Annotated in this window: 20 protein-coding genes; 4 read left to right on the plus strand and 16 right to left on the minus strand. The window is 50.2% G+C overall.

The window, feature by feature from the left end:
- From VLE72_01550 to VLE72_01565, 4 genes are all read right to left on the minus strand, one after another.
- On the minus strand, positions 1-205 hold a 205-nt coding region (locus VLE72_01550; GenBank protein ID HSX14578.1), incomplete at its 3' end, for a sodium-transporting two-sector ATPase.
- Complete coding sequence (locus VLE72_01555; protein HSX14579.1) at positions 195-677, minus strand: hypothetical protein; 483 nt, start codon at positions 675-677, stop codon at positions 195-197. The genes VLE72_01550 and VLE72_01555, both read right to left, overlap by 11 nt.
- Positions 667-1,245 (minus strand): hypothetical protein, encoded by a 579-nt coding sequence (locus tag VLE72_01560; GenBank protein HSX14580.1) that lies wholly within the window; start codon positions 1,243-1,245, stop codon positions 667-669. The genes VLE72_01555 and VLE72_01560 overlap by 11 nt, the downstream gene beginning before the upstream one ends.
- Before the next feature lie 6 nt (positions 1,246-1,251).
- A complete protein-coding gene (locus tag VLE72_01565) occupies positions 1,252-2,082 on the minus strand; it encodes a hypothetical protein (GenBank protein ID HSX14581.1) in 831 nt (276 codons plus the stop codon).
- Between the two features lie 90 nt (positions 2,083-2,172).
- On the opposite strand from VLE72_01565, the gene VLE72_01570 reads away from it, so the two are divergent.
- Positions 2,173-2,637 (plus strand): hypothetical protein, encoded by a 465-nt coding sequence (locus VLE72_01570; GenBank protein ID HSX14582.1) that lies wholly within the window; start codon positions 2,173-2,175, stop codon positions 2,635-2,637.
- 1 nt (position 2,638) lies between these two features.
- Here the strand turns inward: VLE72_01570 and VLE72_01575 are convergent, their stop codons facing one another.
- From VLE72_01575 to VLE72_01595, 5 genes are all read right to left on the minus strand, one after another.
- Positions 2,639-3,208: a hypothetical protein gene (locus VLE72_01575; GenBank protein ID HSX14583.1), complete on the minus strand. Its 570-nt coding sequence runs from the start codon at positions 3,206-3,208 to the stop codon at positions 2,639-2,641.
- Positions 3,209-3,222: 14 nt separating this feature from the next.
- Positions 3,223-3,762: a hypothetical protein gene (locus VLE72_01580; protein HSX14584.1), complete on the minus strand. Its 540-nt coding sequence runs from the start codon at positions 3,760-3,762 to the stop codon at positions 3,223-3,225.
- Between the two features lie 3 nt (positions 3,763-3,765).
- Positions 3,766-5,187 carry a hypothetical protein gene (locus tag VLE72_01585; GenBank protein ID HSX14585.1) on the minus strand — a complete coding sequence of 474 codons (1,422 nt, stop codon included), beginning with the start codon at positions 5,185-5,187 and terminating at the stop codon, positions 3,766-3,768.
- Positions 5,187-5,804 (minus strand): hypothetical protein, encoded by a 618-nt coding sequence (locus tag VLE72_01590; protein ID HSX14586.1) that lies wholly within the window; start codon positions 5,802-5,804, stop codon positions 5,187-5,189. Before VLE72_01590 ends, VLE72_01585 begins: the two co-directional genes overlap by 1 nt.
- Before the next feature lie 74 nt (positions 5,805-5,878).
- Entirely contained in the window at positions 5,879-6,280 is a 402-nt protein-coding gene (locus tag VLE72_01595) for a prepilin-type N-terminal cleavage/methylation domain-containing protein (GenBank protein ID HSX14587.1), read from the minus strand.
- Positions 6,281-6,349: 69 nt separating this feature from the next.
- Here VLE72_01595 and VLE72_01600 point away from each other — a divergent pair, with 69 nt between their 5' ends.
- From VLE72_01600 to VLE72_01610, 3 genes are all read left to right on the plus strand, one after another.
- Positions 6,350-6,943, plus strand: coding sequence for a DedA family protein (locus VLE72_01600; protein HSX14588.1), 594 nt, complete (start codon positions 6,350-6,352; stop codon positions 6,941-6,943).
- Positions 6,944-7,012: 69 nt separating this feature from the next.
- Entirely contained in the window at positions 7,013-8,212 is a 1,200-nt protein-coding gene (locus VLE72_01605) for a hypothetical protein (protein ID HSX14589.1), read from the plus strand.
- A gap of 87 nt (positions 8,213-8,299) precedes the next feature.
- Positions 8,300-8,632 (plus strand): hypothetical protein, encoded by a 333-nt coding sequence (locus VLE72_01610; protein HSX14590.1) that lies wholly within the window; start codon positions 8,300-8,302, stop codon positions 8,630-8,632.
- An 82-nt stretch (positions 8,633-8,714) separates the two neighbouring features.
- Here VLE72_01610 and VLE72_01615 read toward each other — a convergent pair whose 3' ends face one another.
- The 7 genes from VLE72_01615 to VLE72_01645 form a co-directional block, all read right to left on the minus strand.
- Positions 8,715-10,454 (minus strand): right-handed parallel beta-helix repeat-containing protein, encoded by a 1,740-nt coding sequence (locus VLE72_01615; protein HSX14591.1) that lies wholly within the window; start codon positions 10,452-10,454, stop codon positions 8,715-8,717.
- Between the two features lie 189 nt (positions 10,455-10,643).
- Complete coding sequence (locus VLE72_01620; protein HSX14592.1) at positions 10,644-11,819, minus strand: glycosyltransferase; 1,176 nt, start codon at positions 11,817-11,819, stop codon at positions 10,644-10,646.
- Positions 11,820-11,862: 43 nt separating this feature from the next.
- The gene (locus VLE72_01625; GenBank protein ID HSX14593.1) at positions 11,863-13,161 is read right to left on the minus strand and encodes a sulfatase-like hydrolase/transferase; all 1,299 of its coding nucleotides are present in this window, start codon (positions 13,159-13,161) and stop codon (positions 11,863-11,865) included.
- Entirely contained in the window at positions 13,158-14,066 is a 909-nt protein-coding gene (locus VLE72_01630; protein HSX14594.1) for a hypothetical protein, read from the minus strand. The genes VLE72_01625 and VLE72_01630 overlap by 4 nt, the downstream gene beginning before the upstream one ends.
- A gap of 56 nt (positions 14,067-14,122) precedes the next feature.
- Positions 14,123-15,235, minus strand: a complete 1,113-nt coding sequence (locus VLE72_01635) for a hypothetical protein (protein HSX14595.1) — start codon at positions 15,233-15,235, stop codon at positions 14,123-14,125.
- 152 nt (positions 15,236-15,387) lie between these two features.
- Complete coding sequence (locus VLE72_01640) at positions 15,388-17,853, minus strand: collagen-like protein (GenBank protein ID HSX14596.1); 2,466 nt, start codon at positions 17,851-17,853, stop codon at positions 15,388-15,390.
- Positions 17,854-17,948: 95 nt separating this feature from the next.
- On the minus strand, positions 17,949-18,415 hold a 467-nt coding region (locus VLE72_01645), incomplete at its 5' end, for a hypothetical protein (GenBank protein HSX14597.1).

Here is an 18,415-nt window from a genome sequence, read left to right on the forward strand (position 1 = left end):
TCTCGCTATCCAAGTTAAGAACAATGACGTGATCCTCGGCGACTTCGCGGACTAACCCGTGCTGGCCGTTTTCGAATAGGATCAACCCACCGATTGGCGCGGTTTCTAGGCCAATCAAGGTTACCAGAAACCGATTAACACCCACCACTTCGCCAGTCGGCTGGCCTTTTTTGACTAAGGTCGTAAATTCGGAACTATCGAACATGTTGCAGCAAGTTAGTAATCGAGACCCGGTTCTGCCAGAGAACATGATTAGCGGTAAAAGCCGAAAGCCGGTTTTTGGTTCGCATCACAAAACCGGCGGCAATGGTGCCATCGACCTGGATTTGGACCAGAATTTGGGGATCAATGTTGCTGTGCAACCAATCGGCCACTTGGCTTTCTAGGTCTGGCGATGGCGGGGTCGAAAAAGTTAGATGAATCAAGGTGGCCGTTTTGATCCAAGCTTTTAGCGAACTTATGACTTCATCTAAGCCGGCTTGATCCTCGACTGTGCGACTTATTCCCAGGCGCCTTAGGTCTTTAACTAAATGCTGGTCGGGTTTAACTTGATCAGCAATATGGAGGCGCTGCTTTAGGCCACTTTGGCGCATCCGCGACTGCCATTCTTCTAAGCGAATGATCAGATTCTGGACATCGGCCGGGGACGAAAAATCGCTGTCAGGTTTAATGGTCACTCAGTAAATCCTGCTTTATTAACGCCTTATTGTCCTCTAGAGTTTTAAGTACGAAGGGCAATTGGCCGGATAAATCAATATCATTGCCCAGGCTATCAATGATATAGCTGGCCACGATATCGTTAAGACGAGTGTAAAACCGACTGAGGGTGCGTTGTTTTTCATCGACAATTTCGGTCGCTAAACCAGCCTCTAAGGCTTGGCGGCGTTGTTCGACCAAGGTTTGGAGCTGACCGACGCTAGCGGTTGCAGTGGTGGTCAGTCCATCTAGGACCGCACTGAAATCTTGGATTTGTTTATGCAAGCGTTGTTTGGCAATGGTTTCAAGTTCATCGTTAATTTTGAGAGCTTGAACGGTCAGGTTTTTTTGAAATAACTCAGTCGCTTGCTGAATCGAGCGAGCAATACTGGCGGTGGCCTCAGCTTCGACGCTGGCTAAACTATCACCATGCTCGGCCTTGGCCAGCAGGCTCCTGGCTGGACTTCGGCTCAGGCGCCAAGCTCGGATCCAACCCCAAACCGCCACCATTGCCAGTATTGCTATTAGACTTGCGCTAACTAACTGCATCCCACCTCATCCTCTTACGACAAAGTATACTGAAGCTAGCGTAACCAGTAAAATCAGGAAGGTTAGGAAGATAACTTTCAGTAGCCCATTATTGATAGCTGATTTGGCCAGCGGGTTCCGACCGATCGAGGACATCGAGCTCCGGACTGCACTGCTAAGGATGATGGCGGCTAGGGCCAATCCGATCGCTAGCAAAATAATGGCTGCAATAATTCGAAAAGTTGGTACTTCTCGCCCAGCAATATAGTTGCTGAGACTTTGAATTCCTTGCGGCACAATCGATTTTGAACCTTTAGGTGTAAAGTATCCGACCGACACTAACACTGGAATACTCCCTACCGACACCTTCACTTTGCCAGTTTTAGAATCAACTTCCTTTTCCACCGCTCCAGGACTTGAGGCCGAAAAGTCATCTTCAGCCAGACCCAGGATCCGACCGGCAGCACTGGCCTTTTGGCCCACACCACTAATGGCCGATGCGGTAATAGGGTCGCCTTTTTTAATGTCGCCACCCAAAGTTGAAACTAAGGTAGCGGTGGTGCCGCTGGTAACAACCTGGGTGTTGCTGCCAGCGTTGGAAACCGCTAGCAAGGTGCTATCAGTTGTAACAACGACACCTAGTAATTCATCGAGGTTGTCGGTATTGCTGGCTTGAACCGTATCGGAAGCGGTTGGATCTAGCCCTACCACCGTTCCGGCCACATAGGCTTGATCAGTTTTATAGCCTTGAGAGAGAACGGCTGCTCTAACTGGCATCGCCACTAGGAGGGCTAACCCTAATAAATAAGCCGCATAGCGATAAATCCGCCAGAACCGTGTGCTCACCCTGTTCTCCATTCCTAAAAATTATACCATTACCGGTATGATTGCACTTCTAAAGTGACTCGGCTACAATCGAAGACAGATTAATGATGGGGACTTGCGTTAATGGATACTACTAATCACTCAGGGGGTAAGCGCGGCACCGGATACTTCGGATCGGCTCTAGCCCACCGAGTTCTAATTGGATTGTTGATCGTTGTTTCGATTCTGGTCATTGCCGCTATGGGAATCAAAATCTTTTTTGTCCGCCAAGTCGGTCGAGACGTTAAAAAAAGCCAGTATCAAGCTTTATTTTTGACTAATGGTCAGGTTTACTTTGGTAAACTGTCACGGGCCGATGACAGCTACGTTAAGTTGACCGATATTTACTATCTCCAGACTCAACCATCTCAACCAGCCGCTGGCAGCAACTCGACTCAAACCCAGCAGTTATCTTTAGCTAAGTTGGGCAATGAACTGCACGGGCCGGAAGATGTCATGTACGTAGCTAAGAGTCAGGTTCTGTTTTGGGAAAATCTAAAGAACGATGGCAAAGTTGTAACAGCTATTCACGATTCCCAAAAGAAATAGTTTAAGCCACCCAAAAGACTAATTGCCCAAGCAACAGTAGGCCGTAGAGATTGACAGCACCGCCGAGCACGGCTATGGCAAAATAACTGACCGAAAGCCACATGGCCGAGGCCGCCAGACCAGTTGATACTAGATCAAGCCAGTACGGCACGATGAACTTGGAACTGATGAAAAGGCCTGCGATCATGGCAATAGCCAGTCCCAATTGCATGGCTGGCACCCTCAACCGGCCCCAAAAAGCGCCGTGATTAGTGTATTCGGTTTCTAGGACCACCTCGTTGCGAGCTTCGATAACAACGTTGACCAGTGACCAAACGACAGTATAGGCCACCAACCCAACGGCGCTCCAGAACAACACAATCACCAACGTATGTACAAGTGAACTATTAGTCACATCGGCCAGGGTTTGGCTGTAATCGACTTGCATCAATATGCCACCCAGACCGCCAGCCGTTAGTCGCTGCCAGATTTGATCTCGGTATAAAATAACCAAGGTCAGGAAACTTATGCTCAGGCAGCCCAAGGCCTGGCCCCAGGTTGGAACAATGATTCTTCTGAGACTCTGACTCATTATTTTAGTATAGCTTAAGTTGTATGTTTGTTGCCCTGTCTTTGAGCGAAGCCCAGAATTGCAGCTAAGCCAAAACCAAGAGCTGAAAGCATAAACATGATGCCAGCAAAGTCGGGCGTCCAGTTGGGCGAGGTGTATGTCGTGGTATAAGCGCTTTTATCAGGCGTGGGCGTTGTAATGGTAGCAGACCCGGCCGTCGAATGCGCCGCTACATAGTCTTGGACGCATTTGGCCTGATTTACAGCCGAAGTGTGAGCAGTACAAGCGGCTTGAGCATCGTGATAGACTTGCCCGTCCGAGGTCACAACGCCCGTTGCCCCCGCCCGGTCGAAACTTGCGGCCAAAAACAGTTTGATCGATGCATTCATATGAGAATGAACATAATTCGCTAAATTATTTTGAGCATCGGTCACCGGTTGACCGGCGTTATCCAACGCCAAAACCTGATTAGCCAACTGCTTGGCTGTGTTGGCGTTCTGGCTGGCGGCAAAAACTCCAAATATGAAAGCTAACAAACCGGCGATTAGGAGATGACGTACTTTTATCGATGGCATCGACTAAATCTGTTCATAATAGCGCACCGCATAAGAGTAAGCCGGCGTCCCACCGCTAATGTTGCCAAAAGTGATATTGCCAGTGTTATTGAATTCGATGGTCTGGCCTAAAACCTGGCCAATGCTACCGCTATTGCCGACTGTGACTTTGCTCCAGCGAGCGTAAGCGATCGAGCCGGCGCTCAAGCCTTGATTACCCAAATTGATAGTGACCACTCCTTGGGAGTTGCCCAAACCTGACCCAGTCAAATTACTGCAATCGGGCGAACAAGCGCTGTTAGCCCAAAAAGTAATAAATTGAATACCAATGGCACTAGCATTACTAGATATGCTAGTTTGATTATCCAAGCTCAACCCTCCGGCTCCATCAATCATGATGGTGGGAGTTGTCGAAACACTATTATCGACTTGCACAATACCTTTCTGGGTCAGAGTCAGGCTGCCATCAATCCAAACGTTGCCTTGAACCGTTACTACACAGTTGTTAGCCACTGTGACGTTTCCACCAGTAATGTGGACGTTGGCCGGCCAACTTCTGGTTTCATTGTTGCGACAGCTGGCGGCTGATGCCGATATAGTTGATGAGACAGCCGCTTTTTGGGCTCCCCGATCATAATCCGGCAAAACGCTGTTAGCGACGCCCGAGGTGGCCGCTAGACCCGGATTACTCATACCAGCCCCACTCGATTGATTATTAGCGTTGACTGTCCCAAAAATGTGAGCTTGATTGGAGATAGATATGGGTTCACCTGAGTTGCATAGTTTAGGATATGAACCGTCGGGGGTTGGCTGCGGGCAAGAATAGTAGGCCGCCGAAACATTTAATGGGTTGGCAGATGAACCAATAGTTGCGTAGTTTGTCATGGTAATCTTGCCGCCCACGTAGACATCACCATTGATAATGTTGGCTGAGTTCGACAGTATCAAGCCACCTGGTCCAGTCTGGACGCCGTAGGTACCAGTGAAAGTGCCGATTAGCACTATCCGTAATTTGCGGACAGCAATTGGTTTGGCGGCTGAGGCCGGCAAGTAGATTTTACCAGTCGAATAAACAATCTTTTCATTAGGAATCGTGCCACTAGTTATGCAAGTTTCGAACGTGCCCTTGCCCTTAACGTTATCGCTGAAGAAGGTCGAAGGGTTAGAACCAGCTGTCGCTATCGGACAGGTTGTATTAGTGCCAATGTAGCTATTGTCTTTATTAAGATTGAAGATGGCGTTATCAGCCCCGGCCTCGGCCACCGATAGGGCGTCAAACCCGGCCAGACTGGTTCTTGACGTCTTAAGATTAACGCCGGCTGAACTAGTCACGGCTGCCACCAGTCCCAAGAAGACCGCACCCATAATTACGATTAATAACATGAGGTAACCAGCTTCCACGCCGCGGTTAGATTTATTTGGAGATTGCCAATTAAAGATTCTCATCACTTGTTCCTCAAACTAGCTAAGGTTGTGTAACTGCTGGAGTAAGTTTTACCCAAAACGGACCGAGTCTGGGTTAAGGTCATTTCGACCGCTTCGGTGCCAGTGGGGATAGCCACCGGGTTATTGTTGGCATCGAAATAACTGGTAGTTAAATTAGCGACGTCTTCGACCGTCAAAGCATCGGCCGGGCAGCTGGGGGTGGCGATGGCTGGGGGACAGGTGGTGACGGCTGCGTTGCCGGGCGCCGATTGGTTGGCAATGATGCGTCGATAAAGCCGGTGGGTCGAGGCATCGAGGTAATAAATATAATCATTGGTGTAGAGATTATTGTGCAAACCATCGCTATAAATCAGGTTGTTACTAGCATCGTGAGCCGGTATGGCGAGTATCAGAGTGGCGCCTGAGCCAGCCACCGCCGACCAACTGTAGAGATTGGCCGGAGCACCGGGGCTATTGCTATCTGGTTGAGAGTTAGCTGCCTCGACCGATTTGGCCGATTTGGCCACTCTGGCCACGGTTTCCACGGCCAGTTTGGTGTTGTTTAAAATATCGGTTTTGGTTTGTTCCTCTTGACCCTTGCGCAAGCTAAAAACCATGAAGTTGGTGATAACTAGCATTAATGAAACAGAGACTACTACACCAATGAGAACTTCGAGCAGTGTAAAGCCACCTTGGTTTAAGGTAGCGGTCCTCACTTGTTAACTCCGATGTTGGCAACTTCGGTCGAAACTTGAACCCGTTTGGTGCGATGATAAATCGTATAACTAATGTTAATGTCGACCTGTTTCAGGCCGGCCGCATCCAGGGTCGTTACAATTTGGGTGGCCGAACGGGGGTTGCCGAGCGATGGGTAGGGCGTCAAAATACTCGAGATATCGGTCGTGCCAATGGCAATGTTGTTGTAGGGCGTATTCCGGATCTGCTCCATCTGCTGCTGGGCTAGTTGGGTGGCAATGGTCACGTTGCGAGCCGTTCGGTTGAGCTGTTCGATCCCCGTGAAGCCTTCGATCACGACAACGATGATGATCGCCGCCACGGTGGCGGTAATGATCAATTCGAGTAGCGTAAATCCAGCCTGATTGCGGGCTTTCATATCACTCATTGTACCAGGGCATAAGCATTTTGGTAGCTTCGGGCTGCCTTGATGACGTACAATAGTAGAATGTTTAACCTCGAAGCTTTCATTCGGACTTTTAGTTACTTGGGGCTTTTCGGTTTGGTTTTTGCTGAATCAGGCTTGCTAGTAGGCATTGTTCTACCTGGCGATAGTCTGCTCTTTTTGGCTGGATTTATGGCCTCGCAACACGCCGTTAACATTGCCGGACTAATTACCGTTGTCTTTGTGGCTGCCGTTTTGGGTAATAGTGTTGGGTACGCCATTGGGCGCCGTTTTGGTCGGCAATTATTTAAGAAGTCGAGCTACCTGAAACCGGAGCAAGTTGATCAAGCAGAGCACTTTTTCAGCCGCCATGGCGGCAAGGCCGTGATTATTAGTCGATTTGTGCCGGTGGTTAGAACCTTGGTGCCGCCGCTAGCCGGGATTGGTCAGATGGATTACGGCCGCTTCAGCCTATATAACATTGTTGGCGCCCTATTTTGGACAACCAGCGTCTGCTTACTTGGTTATTTTCTAGGAAAATCCATCCCCAACATTGATCACTACATCCTGCCAATTATCGCTATTGTGATAGTGGTATCGCTATTACCCTCAGCCTGGCACTACTTTAGAAATCGATCGAGCAGCACCCAAAATTAACAGCTTCGCACTTGATTAAATCAGGAATAACTTGTACTTTTAAGCATAAGGTTTATCAAAGAATTGTTTATGTCAGCCAAGAAAAAAAGTTCCAAGAAAAAGCGTCTACCGCTACTTAGTCTGAGACGTTTTGATTTACGCAAGACCGTAATCGTTGCTGTTGTGCTTTCGCTTGCTGGCATTATTGCCATAGTGGCCAGCCACGCCATGGGCCCTGGCCTAGACAAGGCTGCCCAAGCCAAGCTGCGGGCCAAAGGCATCACCCTAAGAGGTCTTAAAAGTCCAACCCCCGGCGGCCCTTGTGATGCACCTGGATTGAAACAAGTCGATAGCGCTAGAGGCCAGATTGACGCCTGTACCCACGGACCTGACCCTGTTCCGGCTGGGCTCGATATTAATAGCGAGCTAAATAAACTCGACCAAGCCGCCACTGGCTATCATGCAGATTCAGCCTTGGCTAGCCCATCTCCAGGACAGCTGGGCTTTTATTGTGTCAGTGACGGCGTCACCGGTAAACGAGTCCAGTTCATTTATGCCTACGAACAAGGCCTAGCCAACCGCCGTGACGCTTTGGCCCTGACCATGCTCAACACCGCCAGTCTGATGAACAAAACTATTACTTATGATAGCGCTGCTAGTGGTAAAGCTGAGACCATGCGAATGGTCCAAAATAGCCAATGCTACCCAACTTTCCAAACTGTCATGATACCGAAGAGCACGGTTGATCAATATAACGGTGGCAATTATAGCGTGCTCTGGGATGCAATTAAAAACGCTGGATTCACTAGAACTAATCGGCGATACGTTGTCTTTGCCGACTTTGCTATGAGCGCTGAATATGCCAATGGTACCTTCGCACCAGTCTGCGGTACAGGCGATATAGCCGTCAATAACACCTCCATCAGTATGGCGACTCAAATGTCTAATCCAATGTACGCTTTTGTGGCAGCCGGCTGTTGGAACAACCAGAATTCTCCACTGCACGAATTGTTCCATACACTGGGTGCTGTCCAGCTTGATGCTCCACACTCCAGCGGTGCCTATCACTGCATCGATGAGCATGACATCATGTGTTACGCCGACGGCAGCATGGTATTCAATACTGCCTATAATGGTAGAAGTATTGTTTACAACTGCCCTGATGCGACTAACGAAAACCATCTCGACTGCCAAAAGAATGATTATTTCAACTCTAATCCGGCTACCAGCAACTTTTTATCCAACCACTGGGATATCGCCCGCGACAGTGGTTACTTTGAACCACTATAAGATCTAAAATACTATTGCATTTTTATAATTCTTATGGTATTATAATTAACCAGTACGCGTCATTGTCCGCTCGTAAGGAGTAATCAGATGAAGGTACTGCTCATTGCATTTGGAATCGCCTTTGCTCTGCTCATGGCCGCCCCGGCCTGGGCTGAGTCTGCCCCGCCAATTGGTGACCCTCCGCCTACCACCACCGTCGTCGTCGCTGATCCACCGAGCGCCTTTGGCCTCCAGGATTGCCACGGCACGATGATCCCGGCAACGGATCCCTGCCTGACGATGGGGCACAATGCGCCGGCTCCGGCCCTTCCCTTCACAGGCACGGGCTACCAGCTGGCAGTCATGACGCTGATCGCTGTCATCATGCTTCTGGTCGGGATCTGCCTTTTCGTCCCCGCCAGGAAGCCGCCGTCGGTCTAACGCTAGCGCCGGCGCACACGAAGCCGAGTTGGTGGGATGAGTCCTCTGATCTAGAGACTCATCCCCCGCTCGGTTTTTCTATTTAAGAAATTTGATCATTATCCTGGTTGCTATCAACTGGTGGTCCGCTGGGCCGGAAAACCTGTCCTGGTGAATAAGTCTCATCAGCTGAAGTAGGTAGTGCAGCCATCGATGGCGCCCCCGACCCCGCGCCGGCCGGCTGCGGACTATGAACCCAAGGCATCAGGCCGGAGAAGTGATCGGCTAAGGTTTGGCGCAAATCCCGATTTCGCATCAGTTCATAAATTGGCATCATCAGTGTGACAATCAATAATAAGATCAAACTCAGGCGGATCCAATTGTAGTAACGACCGAACCAAGCCCTGGCCACGGCCGGGTTACGAATAGCAGTGATAATGGCACCGGGCAAATCACTCAACCCATTGATTTGGGGGGCATGAGCAGAACTGGTTTGATTATTAGAACCTGATGATGAAGAGGACCCGGATGCCGAATTGCCGGCGTTAGTCGAATTTTGGGTTGAACCGCCGCCACCCGCGACCGGCGGCGGGGCAGCTGTTGGACAGGGGGTCACTGGCAAGCCCGGATAGGTATTGTTACATTCGTAGACACTGGCAGTATTAGGATAGGGCGCGTAGGTGCAAGCACCGGATGCCGTGGTGCAAGTGGCTAAAATGGCCCGATAGCCCTGATTACCGGCCGAAATAGCATAGGTATTACCCTGAACAATCACATCGCTAACGGCGTTTCTGACCCGTACCCCGGGGGTAGATTGATTGACGTTGTTGGCCGTTATCCGAGCTTTGGTGACGTTTGAAAGTTCAACGCCGACCTGAGGATCGGGCGCCGATGATACATAAGCGTTACTTTGAACAATGATGTCATTGATGTTATCGAAGCTATAGGAACCTTCATTGCGAGCTGGGCTTGAAGTGGTGTTGCCAGTGAAGTAGAAGCCACTGCGACGGGTCGGGCCGGCTGGAGTTGAAGCACTAACATTCATCCGATCAGTAGTGTTGTTTTTAATGGTGATATTGCCAACAGCTGTGCTCGAGCCGCCGGCGCTGAACCAAGCGTAGTTAAAGTTGTGCCAGGTGGTGTTTTGAATGGTAACATTATGGACCGTGCCACTACTTGGAGCCAGCGGCTCAATATCAATCCCCGTCCGGCAAACGGTATCAAAATTGCTGCCTGTGATATTGACGCCATCGGTCCAAGTTAGTCCAATGCCCTGACGCCCGGCCCCAGAAAAGTTCGAATTGCTTACGGTCGAATTAGCGCTCAAGGCTCCGCCATTGCCATTGGCAAATTCCAGGAAATCTCCCCAGACGTCATGCACCGTTACGTTGGTTAATACTGTGCCGCTACTGCCGCTGATGTTAAAGGCGTGCTGGGCCTCGAGATTCGGATTATAGCAACCGGTATAGGCCCCGGTTCGGGTACCTTTGATTTGCAGCCCGCTAATGGTGATATTAGAACTATCCTGGATCTTGACGCTCCCGCGAGTCCGGACGTCGTCCTTGCCGCTGTAAGTTAGGCCACTGCCATTAGTTTTTTGCTCAAAGGTGGCATTGTTGCCATTGATGGTGATATTAGATCGACCGGTGATTAAAAAGGGGTACTCAGTGTTATAGCAGGCATTGGCTGGCAGATTGACCGTAGAGCCATTAGGCACCGTGTTGAACCAGGCTTGGAGGTTGGTGTTTGAGTTGCCAGCCGTCGCCGGGCTAGTTACATCGGTCGAACAGTCAGCCGGGATTGAGCCTGGCGGGGACATCGTAGCAGCTCGGCTAGCACCCATGAAAGACAAACCCACTCCTGCCATGAGGAGCGAAAACAAAATTGCATTAAAAGCGTGAAACTTCTTACTAAAAATGGTCTTAACAGGCCCCTTTTCCCTGCTAGATGGGTGGGTTGTTTGAGTAACTTGAACTATCAGATTGCTCTAATCCGCTTATGTTATTATAACAAATCTGATCTGACCTGGGGCTTAAGCCGGATAAAATTTGTGAGCGCGTTGATAGCGATCAATGCCGCTATCCCAATTGGAATACCAGCCGTTTTCATCCCAAATAGTATAGAGCTGCTCGAAGTAGGCTTGATATAAATATTTAACCCGATCCAAACTAAAGTTATCGATGGCGTATTTGCGGATGGCTTTGGCTGGTTTTAGTTTATCTAAATTACTAGCTGCCCAAATGGCCTCACCCAAAGTCCGCGCCCGATAACCGACTTGACCATGAATGATGTTTTCCGGAAAAGCCCCCCAATCGGTGGTAATGACAGGGGTACCGCAAAACATCGGCTCGATCGAAGTCCCGCCAAAGGGCTCAATGTAATATGACATTAGAAATACAGCTTTAGCCCGACTCATCAGCTCACCTCTTTTCTGAATGTCGGCGTGGCCCAAGTGCAGCAAATGATCCCCTTCTATCGTTAGTTCATCGGCAATAATTTTATTGCCTTCAATTTTATTGACGCCCTGACCCACCAAAACCAATTTACCCCCGATCCTGCGCACGGCTTCAGACGCCATCTCCGGACCTTTGCGTTGAATCATCCGGCCAACGAAAAGAAAAAAATCGTCCTTTTTCTCCCGGAATGGGAATTCAGATGGGTCAAAGTAGTTTGGAATCACAGCATCAAAGAAACGACCATTATCATCGCGGTTTTGGCCATGGACAAAGTGCATTTGGGCATAGCTTTCATAGACCCGAAAAGGCGCGTAAACGCCGTAGTAGCCAATGCCGTATTCCACGCTCATCAGCTCAGGCAAGCCATCGCTGATTTGCTTTTGGCAAACGCCGCCAATGATGCAAACAAAGTCGCGCGCTTTAGCCCTTTTTTTGATTTCTTCGATAGCCCTGGCATTTGGCACCACCCAGTGTGGCAGGGTCTCGTTCCAATCGATGTTAAAAAAGCGCTGCTCATAGTCATATTCCCCAAACCATGCCCGCTGCTCAGCTTTGGTGACTATGGTAATAAGCTCATCACAAGGGGCTTCGTTTTCCTCGGAGGCATACAAGAATACCTCATGCCCCAGGTCTTTCATCATCCGGCAAAATTTAATTACTTTCTGGGTGTAGGCACAGGCAATGTAATCCGAAGTTGTCTGCGTGTGAGGCAAGTTAACAACGTGAAAACGAAATTTTTGATCTGCCACCATTACCTTGATTGTACACCGCTGGCGTCCAAGCGTAACTATTTACTTATGAGCTCAAGAGTTGGTCGAGCTCAGCTTCCAGGGTATTGCGCTCGTCGATTCGACCCCCATCATTGCCCCAGCTGACTAATTCGTCGGGATCGGTATCGCGGTCATAGGCCTCAAATACATCCGTGCCTGCCACTGGTTGTCCTGTTGTCGGTATAGTACCAGAGTAGCGCATTAGCTTACGGGTTTGCGTGAAAATGCCTTGGCAATCAGGGAATTTATTATCACGTTTTCTTTCATAAAGAATCGAACGATTTGGATTGGGGTTAGTTAATAATGTTCTAAGATCAATGCCGTCCAGAGGAACCGTCGGGGTGGCACCACAAATCGCTGCAATCGTAGCGGTTAAATCTTGTAAGGTTGTCATGGTATCCACAGTGGAACCGGAAGTAAAACCTGGGCCAAAGCCAATGCCAGGTACTCGGGATGACACATCGTAAGGGGTATTTTTATCGCTGGTGCTAGTACTGCCATAGTTATGCTCGCCAAAATGGACTCCGCTATCAGTCGCAAACAAGATTACAGTGTCTGCCAAACGGCCGGATGTCTGCAGAGTGGCATATATGCCTGACAAGGCGTCGTCTAAATCTCGAACTTCTCGTATTTGCTGACGAATAGCTTGGCGCAGAGCTGAGCGCCCCTGGAAGGTTAGGACTGATAGCGCTTGCATCCACGACGGTTTCGAGGCCATCTCCGCGGCTGAGGGTATCACAAAATCCCAGCGAATGTGGCCATATTTTGTCATAGTGGTTGGTAACGGATTTTGTTCGAAAGTTAAATTAACGTGTGGGTTAGTCGGTGCAAAATAACAAAACCAGGGCTCGGGGGCAGTAGTTATAAAATCCTTAACTTGGCCAGAAAGATAGGTTATTTGAGGCTCGTCTGGATAAAATGAGCTTGTACCGTTATAAACATTATAGCCACCAGGCCAGGAATTTTGCTCACTTAAACCCATCACTCTCCAAGTGTCCCAGCCCGGTTGGACGGTTGACTGAGCGCCCAATAAATATTTCCCAAACATACCTCTTTTGGCCATGACCGGACCCAGCCATACTGGCAATGAGTCATTACTAGGGTCAGGAATGTTGCCGTCTTTATTGGCATAGATCCCATTAGCGCTGTGGTGTGCATACTGGCCCGTTAAAATGCCAGCCCGAGCCGCCTGACAAACCGGCACATTACACTGCATATCTGAGAAGTAAGTGCCTCCAGGCCTGAGGACGCCATTTAAAAATGGGGCATATGGCAGAAGGTCTGCTCGCATATCATCGGCTAAGACAAGTAGGACATTGGTCATCGCGAGACCGACCAGAGCAGGTAGAAGTAGTCAACTCTTAGCGATCTCGCACCTGTCCCGGCGGTTTTGGTGATTGATAGACATGGACCAAAGTTATTCCCAAAGGCGGCTAGCGAGGTGGTGTGCGTACTTACCAGAATCTCGTTGATATAAAAGTAAACTGCCCCACCACCATCGCTGATGATTTTATATTTCGAAAATGAGTTAGCGACAGGGGGTGTAGCCGTGTCTTTGTTAGTCCGACTGCCCGCGACTACCGTTACGCTGTGAACAGTCGAAGAGGCGCCGGTATATTCAAAATAGAAACCATCATTTGGATTTGCGCCAGTGTTGCCGTCGTGCAGGCCAATGCGCCAGGTGGCTTTATTGGTTGAGTCGTTCAGCATTGGCATAGAACATCGCATCTCACAAATGAATACAGGTTGATTGGATAAAGTTGTCGAGCCAAAATGCAATGACGATGAACCAGCCGAAGAAACCGTACCAGTATTGAGTGAATACCAGCCTGGAGTATTGGCTAAGTCTACATTGCCAGCCGTAACAGTGCCGGGGTTGAGCAGGTTTGATGACCAGCCTAGTGTACCAATCGTCCCGCTAGTCGTGGAAGCTCCAAAAAAGTCATCATAAACTAGGGCAAAATCCTGCAAATAATCGGGCGTAAATTGCATCAAGTTGGTTAGGCGCTTATCCAGCCCTTCGAGAGCGGCCTGAGCATCGGTTTCGGTAATTTGACCATGAGGAGTTACGCCAACAGAAGCCGCATCGATAGTGGTAGTACTTGCTAGTTGAGCATTTACACCATCGTTTTTGAGGGTGCCATCAGGGTTATGCGAAACACTCAAAAAATCATTTAAGACGTGTCCCCAGACCTCATGGTCTGAGCCAGGCTCAGGTAATCGTGCCACCAGATTCTCCTATATAAAGAGTAGTATATGGGGTTTGCAAGTGTGGGACAAGTTGACTAGATTTCAAATGATTCGCCGGAGAGACTGAGTACCGATGTGTTAAATCCGGTGATGGCGTCTTTCGAGCCGTGGCTGCCACCAACTTCAACTCCATCGAGTAGCTTCGTTGATTCAATAGTGTAAGTTTTTAGCGATGGTTCAGTGATGCCAGATAAAAGCTGAGTTCTAAACCACCAATAAAGTCTAGTGGCCAGATCCAAGTGGCCGGCTTGAGACTCGTGCGTGCCGTCGTTGAGATAACCAATTGATGTCAGCGCAGCATTTTGGGTACCTACTCCTGTGCCCCAACCGTTGCTGGTCCAAGCATCGTAGATGTCATAAACTTTAGCGCCCAGACTAGCCGCCGTCGTTTTAGTTTGGTTGCGATAATTGTTCTGGTTGGTAGCACTAGTTGCATCGCACTCCCATGGACTCATAAAGCCAACCGGCCCAAACGGTGAGGCCCGGTTAAAAAGTATAGTTAGATCATTGGCCCATCGGGTCGTATCGTTGAAGGCAGTGACGTCATTGATGTGCATCATGACAGTGCCGGCATTGGGGTAGTTGTCTATTGGCGAACCGGTACCTAATTTGACCGAATCAATAAAGGCCAGCCGGTCGCCGGATGTCGCTATAGTGGTGCCATCTAGCCTCTGTTGACCGACAGCAATGTTGTGAATTATTAGCCCGTGGGCATTTGGTGCGGTTGGGTCGGTCCAAAATAGTTCGACTCCAGCCGGTAAGCACCCAATTGGCGCGCCGCCGTCGAACCCACGGAAGTCAATTGTCGAGTTTACAGCGGTCGGAACGTAAAACTTAGCAATCTTGTTATCATGCGCTAAGTTCTGACCCATGTTGGTCCAGGTGCCATTATCGATTCTGTATTGCCAGTCACCACCGCCAGAGTAGTCGACGTAGTAGATAGCCACACCGACTGGCGTACGCCACTGCGATGGCCGGTTGTAGGTGGCTATTTGAAACGGTGTGTTACCGTAACGAGCTTTGCCGTAAGGCAGCACGTCAAATGCATCAGTCGAAACTACATCAGTCCACGGGTTCCCTTGTGTAAAATCCCACTCTGGACTACTACCGATAATACCGATAGAGACACCCCGGTAACCCGAACTCATCAGTGGTCCGAGCTGGGAAATATTACTTAATCTCTCTGCCACCAGCTCGGCCCAACAACCTTGGCCGCCTCTGCCAATGGAATGGCTAAAAGCAAACCCGGCGGTTAGCGAGTCTCCAACTAAGATCATTTGTTTTATCACATCAACCTACCTTATGTTGGATACTTTACGACGTTAAAGACTCTGGCACCGACCGTAGCGGTCGAAGATGTCGGACTAATCGCGGCTTTTAGGTCAAAGTCTTGATCGGTTGAAAAATTAAACGTCGCCAAGGTGCCACCATAGATGGCATCGTCACCACTTGTACCCGCACCAGTTGACATCTGAATCATTGCGATCGTGGAGCTCGCGGGTGTGATGCGAAATTGGGCGCTGATAAGGCCGCCACCAGTGCTTGAAACGTCTAGTACAGCACGCAAGGTCCACTGTCGACCGTTGCCGTTTTTGGTTAAAAGTGGGGTGGTGTAGGTAACTACCAGTGCACTGCCCAGTAGTAGTTCAAGTTGGAGGGTCGAATCATTTTGAGTGTTGGTGTAACGCCCGGAGGCTTCAACTATAAACACGTCGCCGACACTGCTTGAGTGAGCCGGGATGGTTACAGTGTTGGTGAGGAGCGATTGCAGCGACGTGGGGTTGGTAACGGTAGTAGCGCCAGTATTGGCATTGCCAAGATTTCTGGCATGGTGAACCGTTCGGAGCTCACGAGCATCGATTATCTTGGCGTTGCCGTTATTAACCGTCAGCAAAGCATCTACAGCAGTGGCATTGGCTGGAATGTAGATGAAAGCGTGCGGGACGCGTGAGGCTGATAAATCGGGTACGACTGGGGTTGAAGCTGGAGCACCGACATTAAGTTGGGCAGTGCCAGATGGATCTACCTCTAGAATAGCCCAAAGCGGGTTTGTGCCATCAGCATTTGAACAGCAATTAATTGCAGATTGGGCCGAAATATTTAGTTCGGTGGTCGACATAAAGTCGACTCCCGAAGCTAAATCAAGTTTGCCAGCCGTGCCACTGGCCGATATGGCTCCACCGGAACAGACATATAGGCCAGAATTGGCAGCCTGGCGCGCAGCCAATTGGGCCGCATAGAGTCCAGCAAAAGTCGGCCCGGTAGCGCCAGCTGATCCGGTGGCGCCGGCGGAACCGGTCGCTCCAGTTGGGCCAGACGCACCAACTCCGGTGGCCCCGGTTGGTCCAGTAGCTCCAGTTGCCCCAGTATCACCAGTCCGGGCAAAAAAGATTTTGACAGTATCGTTATTTGCAAACGAGCCGCTTGATGACACATAAGAAACACTTGAGCTATCCCAAGTACCGTTATCGGTAATGTTGCCCGAAACTTGCAGCACTAAAACGTTGCCGGGAGCACCATCTTTGACCATGGTAATGGTAGTTTTCGCGGAGCTGTTGGTGCTATCATCCCAGGTTTGGATCAAAGCACTAACGCTATTGCTATCAGCATCGGTCTCGCTAATGCGCAGAGAGTTAATAGAAGAGAGCGTGGTGGATTGAAACTTAATTTTACCGCTGCCCGGATCGTTGTTAGCGGTATCGGTAGAGTAGGTGTATTTGATGCCCGCATCACGGCCAGTTGAACCAGTAGCACCAGTTGAGCCAACGCCCGTAGCACCAGTGACTCCGGTGGCTCCTGCCGCACCAGTGGCACCCTGCCCACCGGCCGAACCAGCTGATCCGCTGGCTCCAGTGGCGCCATCGGCCCCAACCGGCCCAGTGGCACCGGTGGCGCCTTGGACACTGGCATTACCTGGGGGCCCAGTTGGCCCTGGTGGCGCAAAGGTTATAACTGTATCACCGGCTGAAGTTCCCAGGGTACCAGCGCTGGCTTGGTAGGTCACGTTAAGTTTGCGATAACCACCCACTGGAGTTACTGAGCCAACGCTAAAAATGGCGAACTTAGTGGGATCAGAGTTGTTGAATAACTTAACTACACCACCGCCCATGTTATCCAACCAATTTGTTACATCGGTGTTGTTGCTATCTAGCAAATCAACATAGATTGTAAGGACCGATGAGATGGTAGCGTTATCAAACTTGAAGAGTCCGGCGCCGGGGTCACTATCGGCTGTGCTCGAGTTGTCGTAAGTATAGCTAAAGGTGTCGCCGCCAGCAAAACCTCTGGGCCCAGTCGCTCCACTGGCTCCGATTGCCCCGGTCGCACCTGTGGCTCCAGCACCGGTGGCACCGGCTGGCCCCGTCGCCCCGGTAACACCGGCCCCCGTCGCCCCGGTCGAGCCTGTCGCCCCTGTCGCTCCGTTAAAACCATCAAAACCTTGAGCGCCGGTGGCTCCGGTTGCACCTGCACCCGTGGCGCCTTGAGACCCGGCCGTACCAGCCGGCCCGGTGGCCCCAGTAGCTCCGGTTGGGCCAACCCCGGCCGTGGCATCAACGTAGGCCTTGGTAGTGGCATCGCTGGTGCTACTTGGTGTTGGGACTTGGGGGGAGGAGCTAAAAGTCTTAACCCCACCAACAGTTTGATCACCGCTAGTTAGAACAACGTCTTTAAGAGAACCATCGGAATTGTGTCCGACAGCCAGAAAGTCATTGAGGATCTTGCCCCAAGTTCCGTCATCTCCACCTGGTGTAGGGAGCCTAGCCATAAAGTTTTGCCCTGGAGTTGATCGATAAACTACACATCACACTTGTGCTTATTTTAGAATAGGCTGCTATAAAGGGCAAAGAGTTAATCCTTAAGCTACTCAATTGTGACGCCTCCGGCCGCGGTCCAAGTATTACCCTGGGCATCAGTGAATGACGAAGCCCCTCTGGTAACACCGCGAACTCGCGGTGATGCCACCACCGTTCCACCAATACCGTTACGTAGCTCGGCTGAATGGGCCCGGCCGGCGAACGGGCTTAGAGTGCCCAGAGCATCGCCGGATATTTCCAGACTGGCGGTGTTGGCAAAAATTGAAGTAGTACCAGACTGGGTGACTGTTTCCATAAGCGTCCAAGTAACGAAGTCCGGGTTGTCGGTGCTGTCATCCGAATGATAAAACTTAATTGTGCGACCGCTGGCGCCGTTATCGACATCCATAGTTGCTCTGACCCACTGGCCGTGGCCGTCAACGAATCCCGATGCAGTAGACATCGCGGCAGTCAAGAAACTGGTTCCGGCCGTTGACCATTGGAAATCAATAATGCCGGTAGTATTAACACGAA

It is taken from the genome of Candidatus Saccharimonadales bacterium (genome assembly GCA_035480635.1).
Taxonomy (GTDB): Bacteria; Patescibacteriota; Saccharimonadia; order UBA4664; family DATIHN01; genus DATIHN01.

Excerpts from the sequence above, each read along its gene's own strand:
- VLE72_01560 (HSX14580.1), bottom strand. The coding sequence starts at position 1,245 with ATGCAGTTAGTTAGCGCAAGTCTAATAGCAATACTGGCAATGGTGGCG.
- VLE72_01565 (HSX14581.1), bottom strand. The coding sequence starts at position 2,082 with ATGGAGAACAGGGTGAGCACACGGTTCTGGCGGATTTATCGCTATGCG.
- VLE72_01570 (HSX14582.1), top strand. The coding sequence starts at position 2,173 with ATGGATACTACTAATCACTCAGGGGGTAAGCGCGGCACCGGATACTTC.
- VLE72_01575 (HSX14583.1), bottom strand. The coding sequence starts at position 3,208 with ATGAGTCAGAGTCTCAGAAGAATCATTGTTCCAACCTGGGGCCAGGCC.
- VLE72_01580 (HSX14584.1), bottom strand. The coding sequence starts at position 3,762 with ATGCCATCGATAAAAGTACGTCATCTCCTAATCGCCGGTTTGTTAGCT.
- VLE72_01585 (HSX14585.1), bottom strand. The coding sequence starts at position 5,187 with ATGAGAATCTTTAATTGGCAATCTCCAAATAAATCTAACCGCGGCGTG.
- VLE72_01590 (HSX14586.1), bottom strand. The coding sequence starts at position 5,804 with ATGCTAGTTATCACCAACTTCATGGTTTTTAGCTTGCGCAAGGGTCAA.
- VLE72_01595 (HSX14587.1), bottom strand. The coding sequence starts at position 6,280 with ATGAAAGCCCGCAATCAGGCTGGATTTACGCTACTCGAATTGATCATT.
- VLE72_01600 (HSX14588.1), top strand. The coding sequence starts at position 6,350 with ATGTTTAACCTCGAAGCTTTCATTCGGACTTTTAGTTACTTGGGGCTT.
- VLE72_01605 (HSX14589.1), top strand. The coding sequence starts at position 7,013 with ATGTCAGCCAAGAAAAAAAGTTCCAAGAAAAAGCGTCTACCGCTACTT.
- VLE72_01610 (HSX14590.1), top strand. The coding sequence starts at position 8,300 with ATGAAGGTACTGCTCATTGCATTTGGAATCGCCTTTGCTCTGCTCATG.
- VLE72_01615 (HSX14591.1), bottom strand. The coding sequence starts at position 10,454 with ATGGGTGCTAGCCGAGCTGCTACGATGTCCCCGCCAGGCTCAATCCCG.
- VLE72_01620 (HSX14592.1), bottom strand. The coding sequence starts at position 11,819 with ATGGTGGCAGATCAAAAATTTCGTTTTCACGTTGTTAACTTGCCTCAC.
- VLE72_01625 (HSX14593.1), bottom strand. The coding sequence starts at position 13,161 with ATGACCAATGTCCTACTTGTCTTAGCCGATGATATGCGAGCAGACCTT.
- VLE72_01635 (HSX14595.1), bottom strand. The coding sequence starts at position 15,235 with ATGAGTTCGGGTTACCGGGGTGTCTCTATCGGTATTATCGGTAGTAGT.
- VLE72_01640 (HSX14596.1), bottom strand. The coding sequence starts at position 17,853 with ATGGCTAGGCTCCCTACACCAGGTGGAGATGACGGAACTTGGGGCAAG.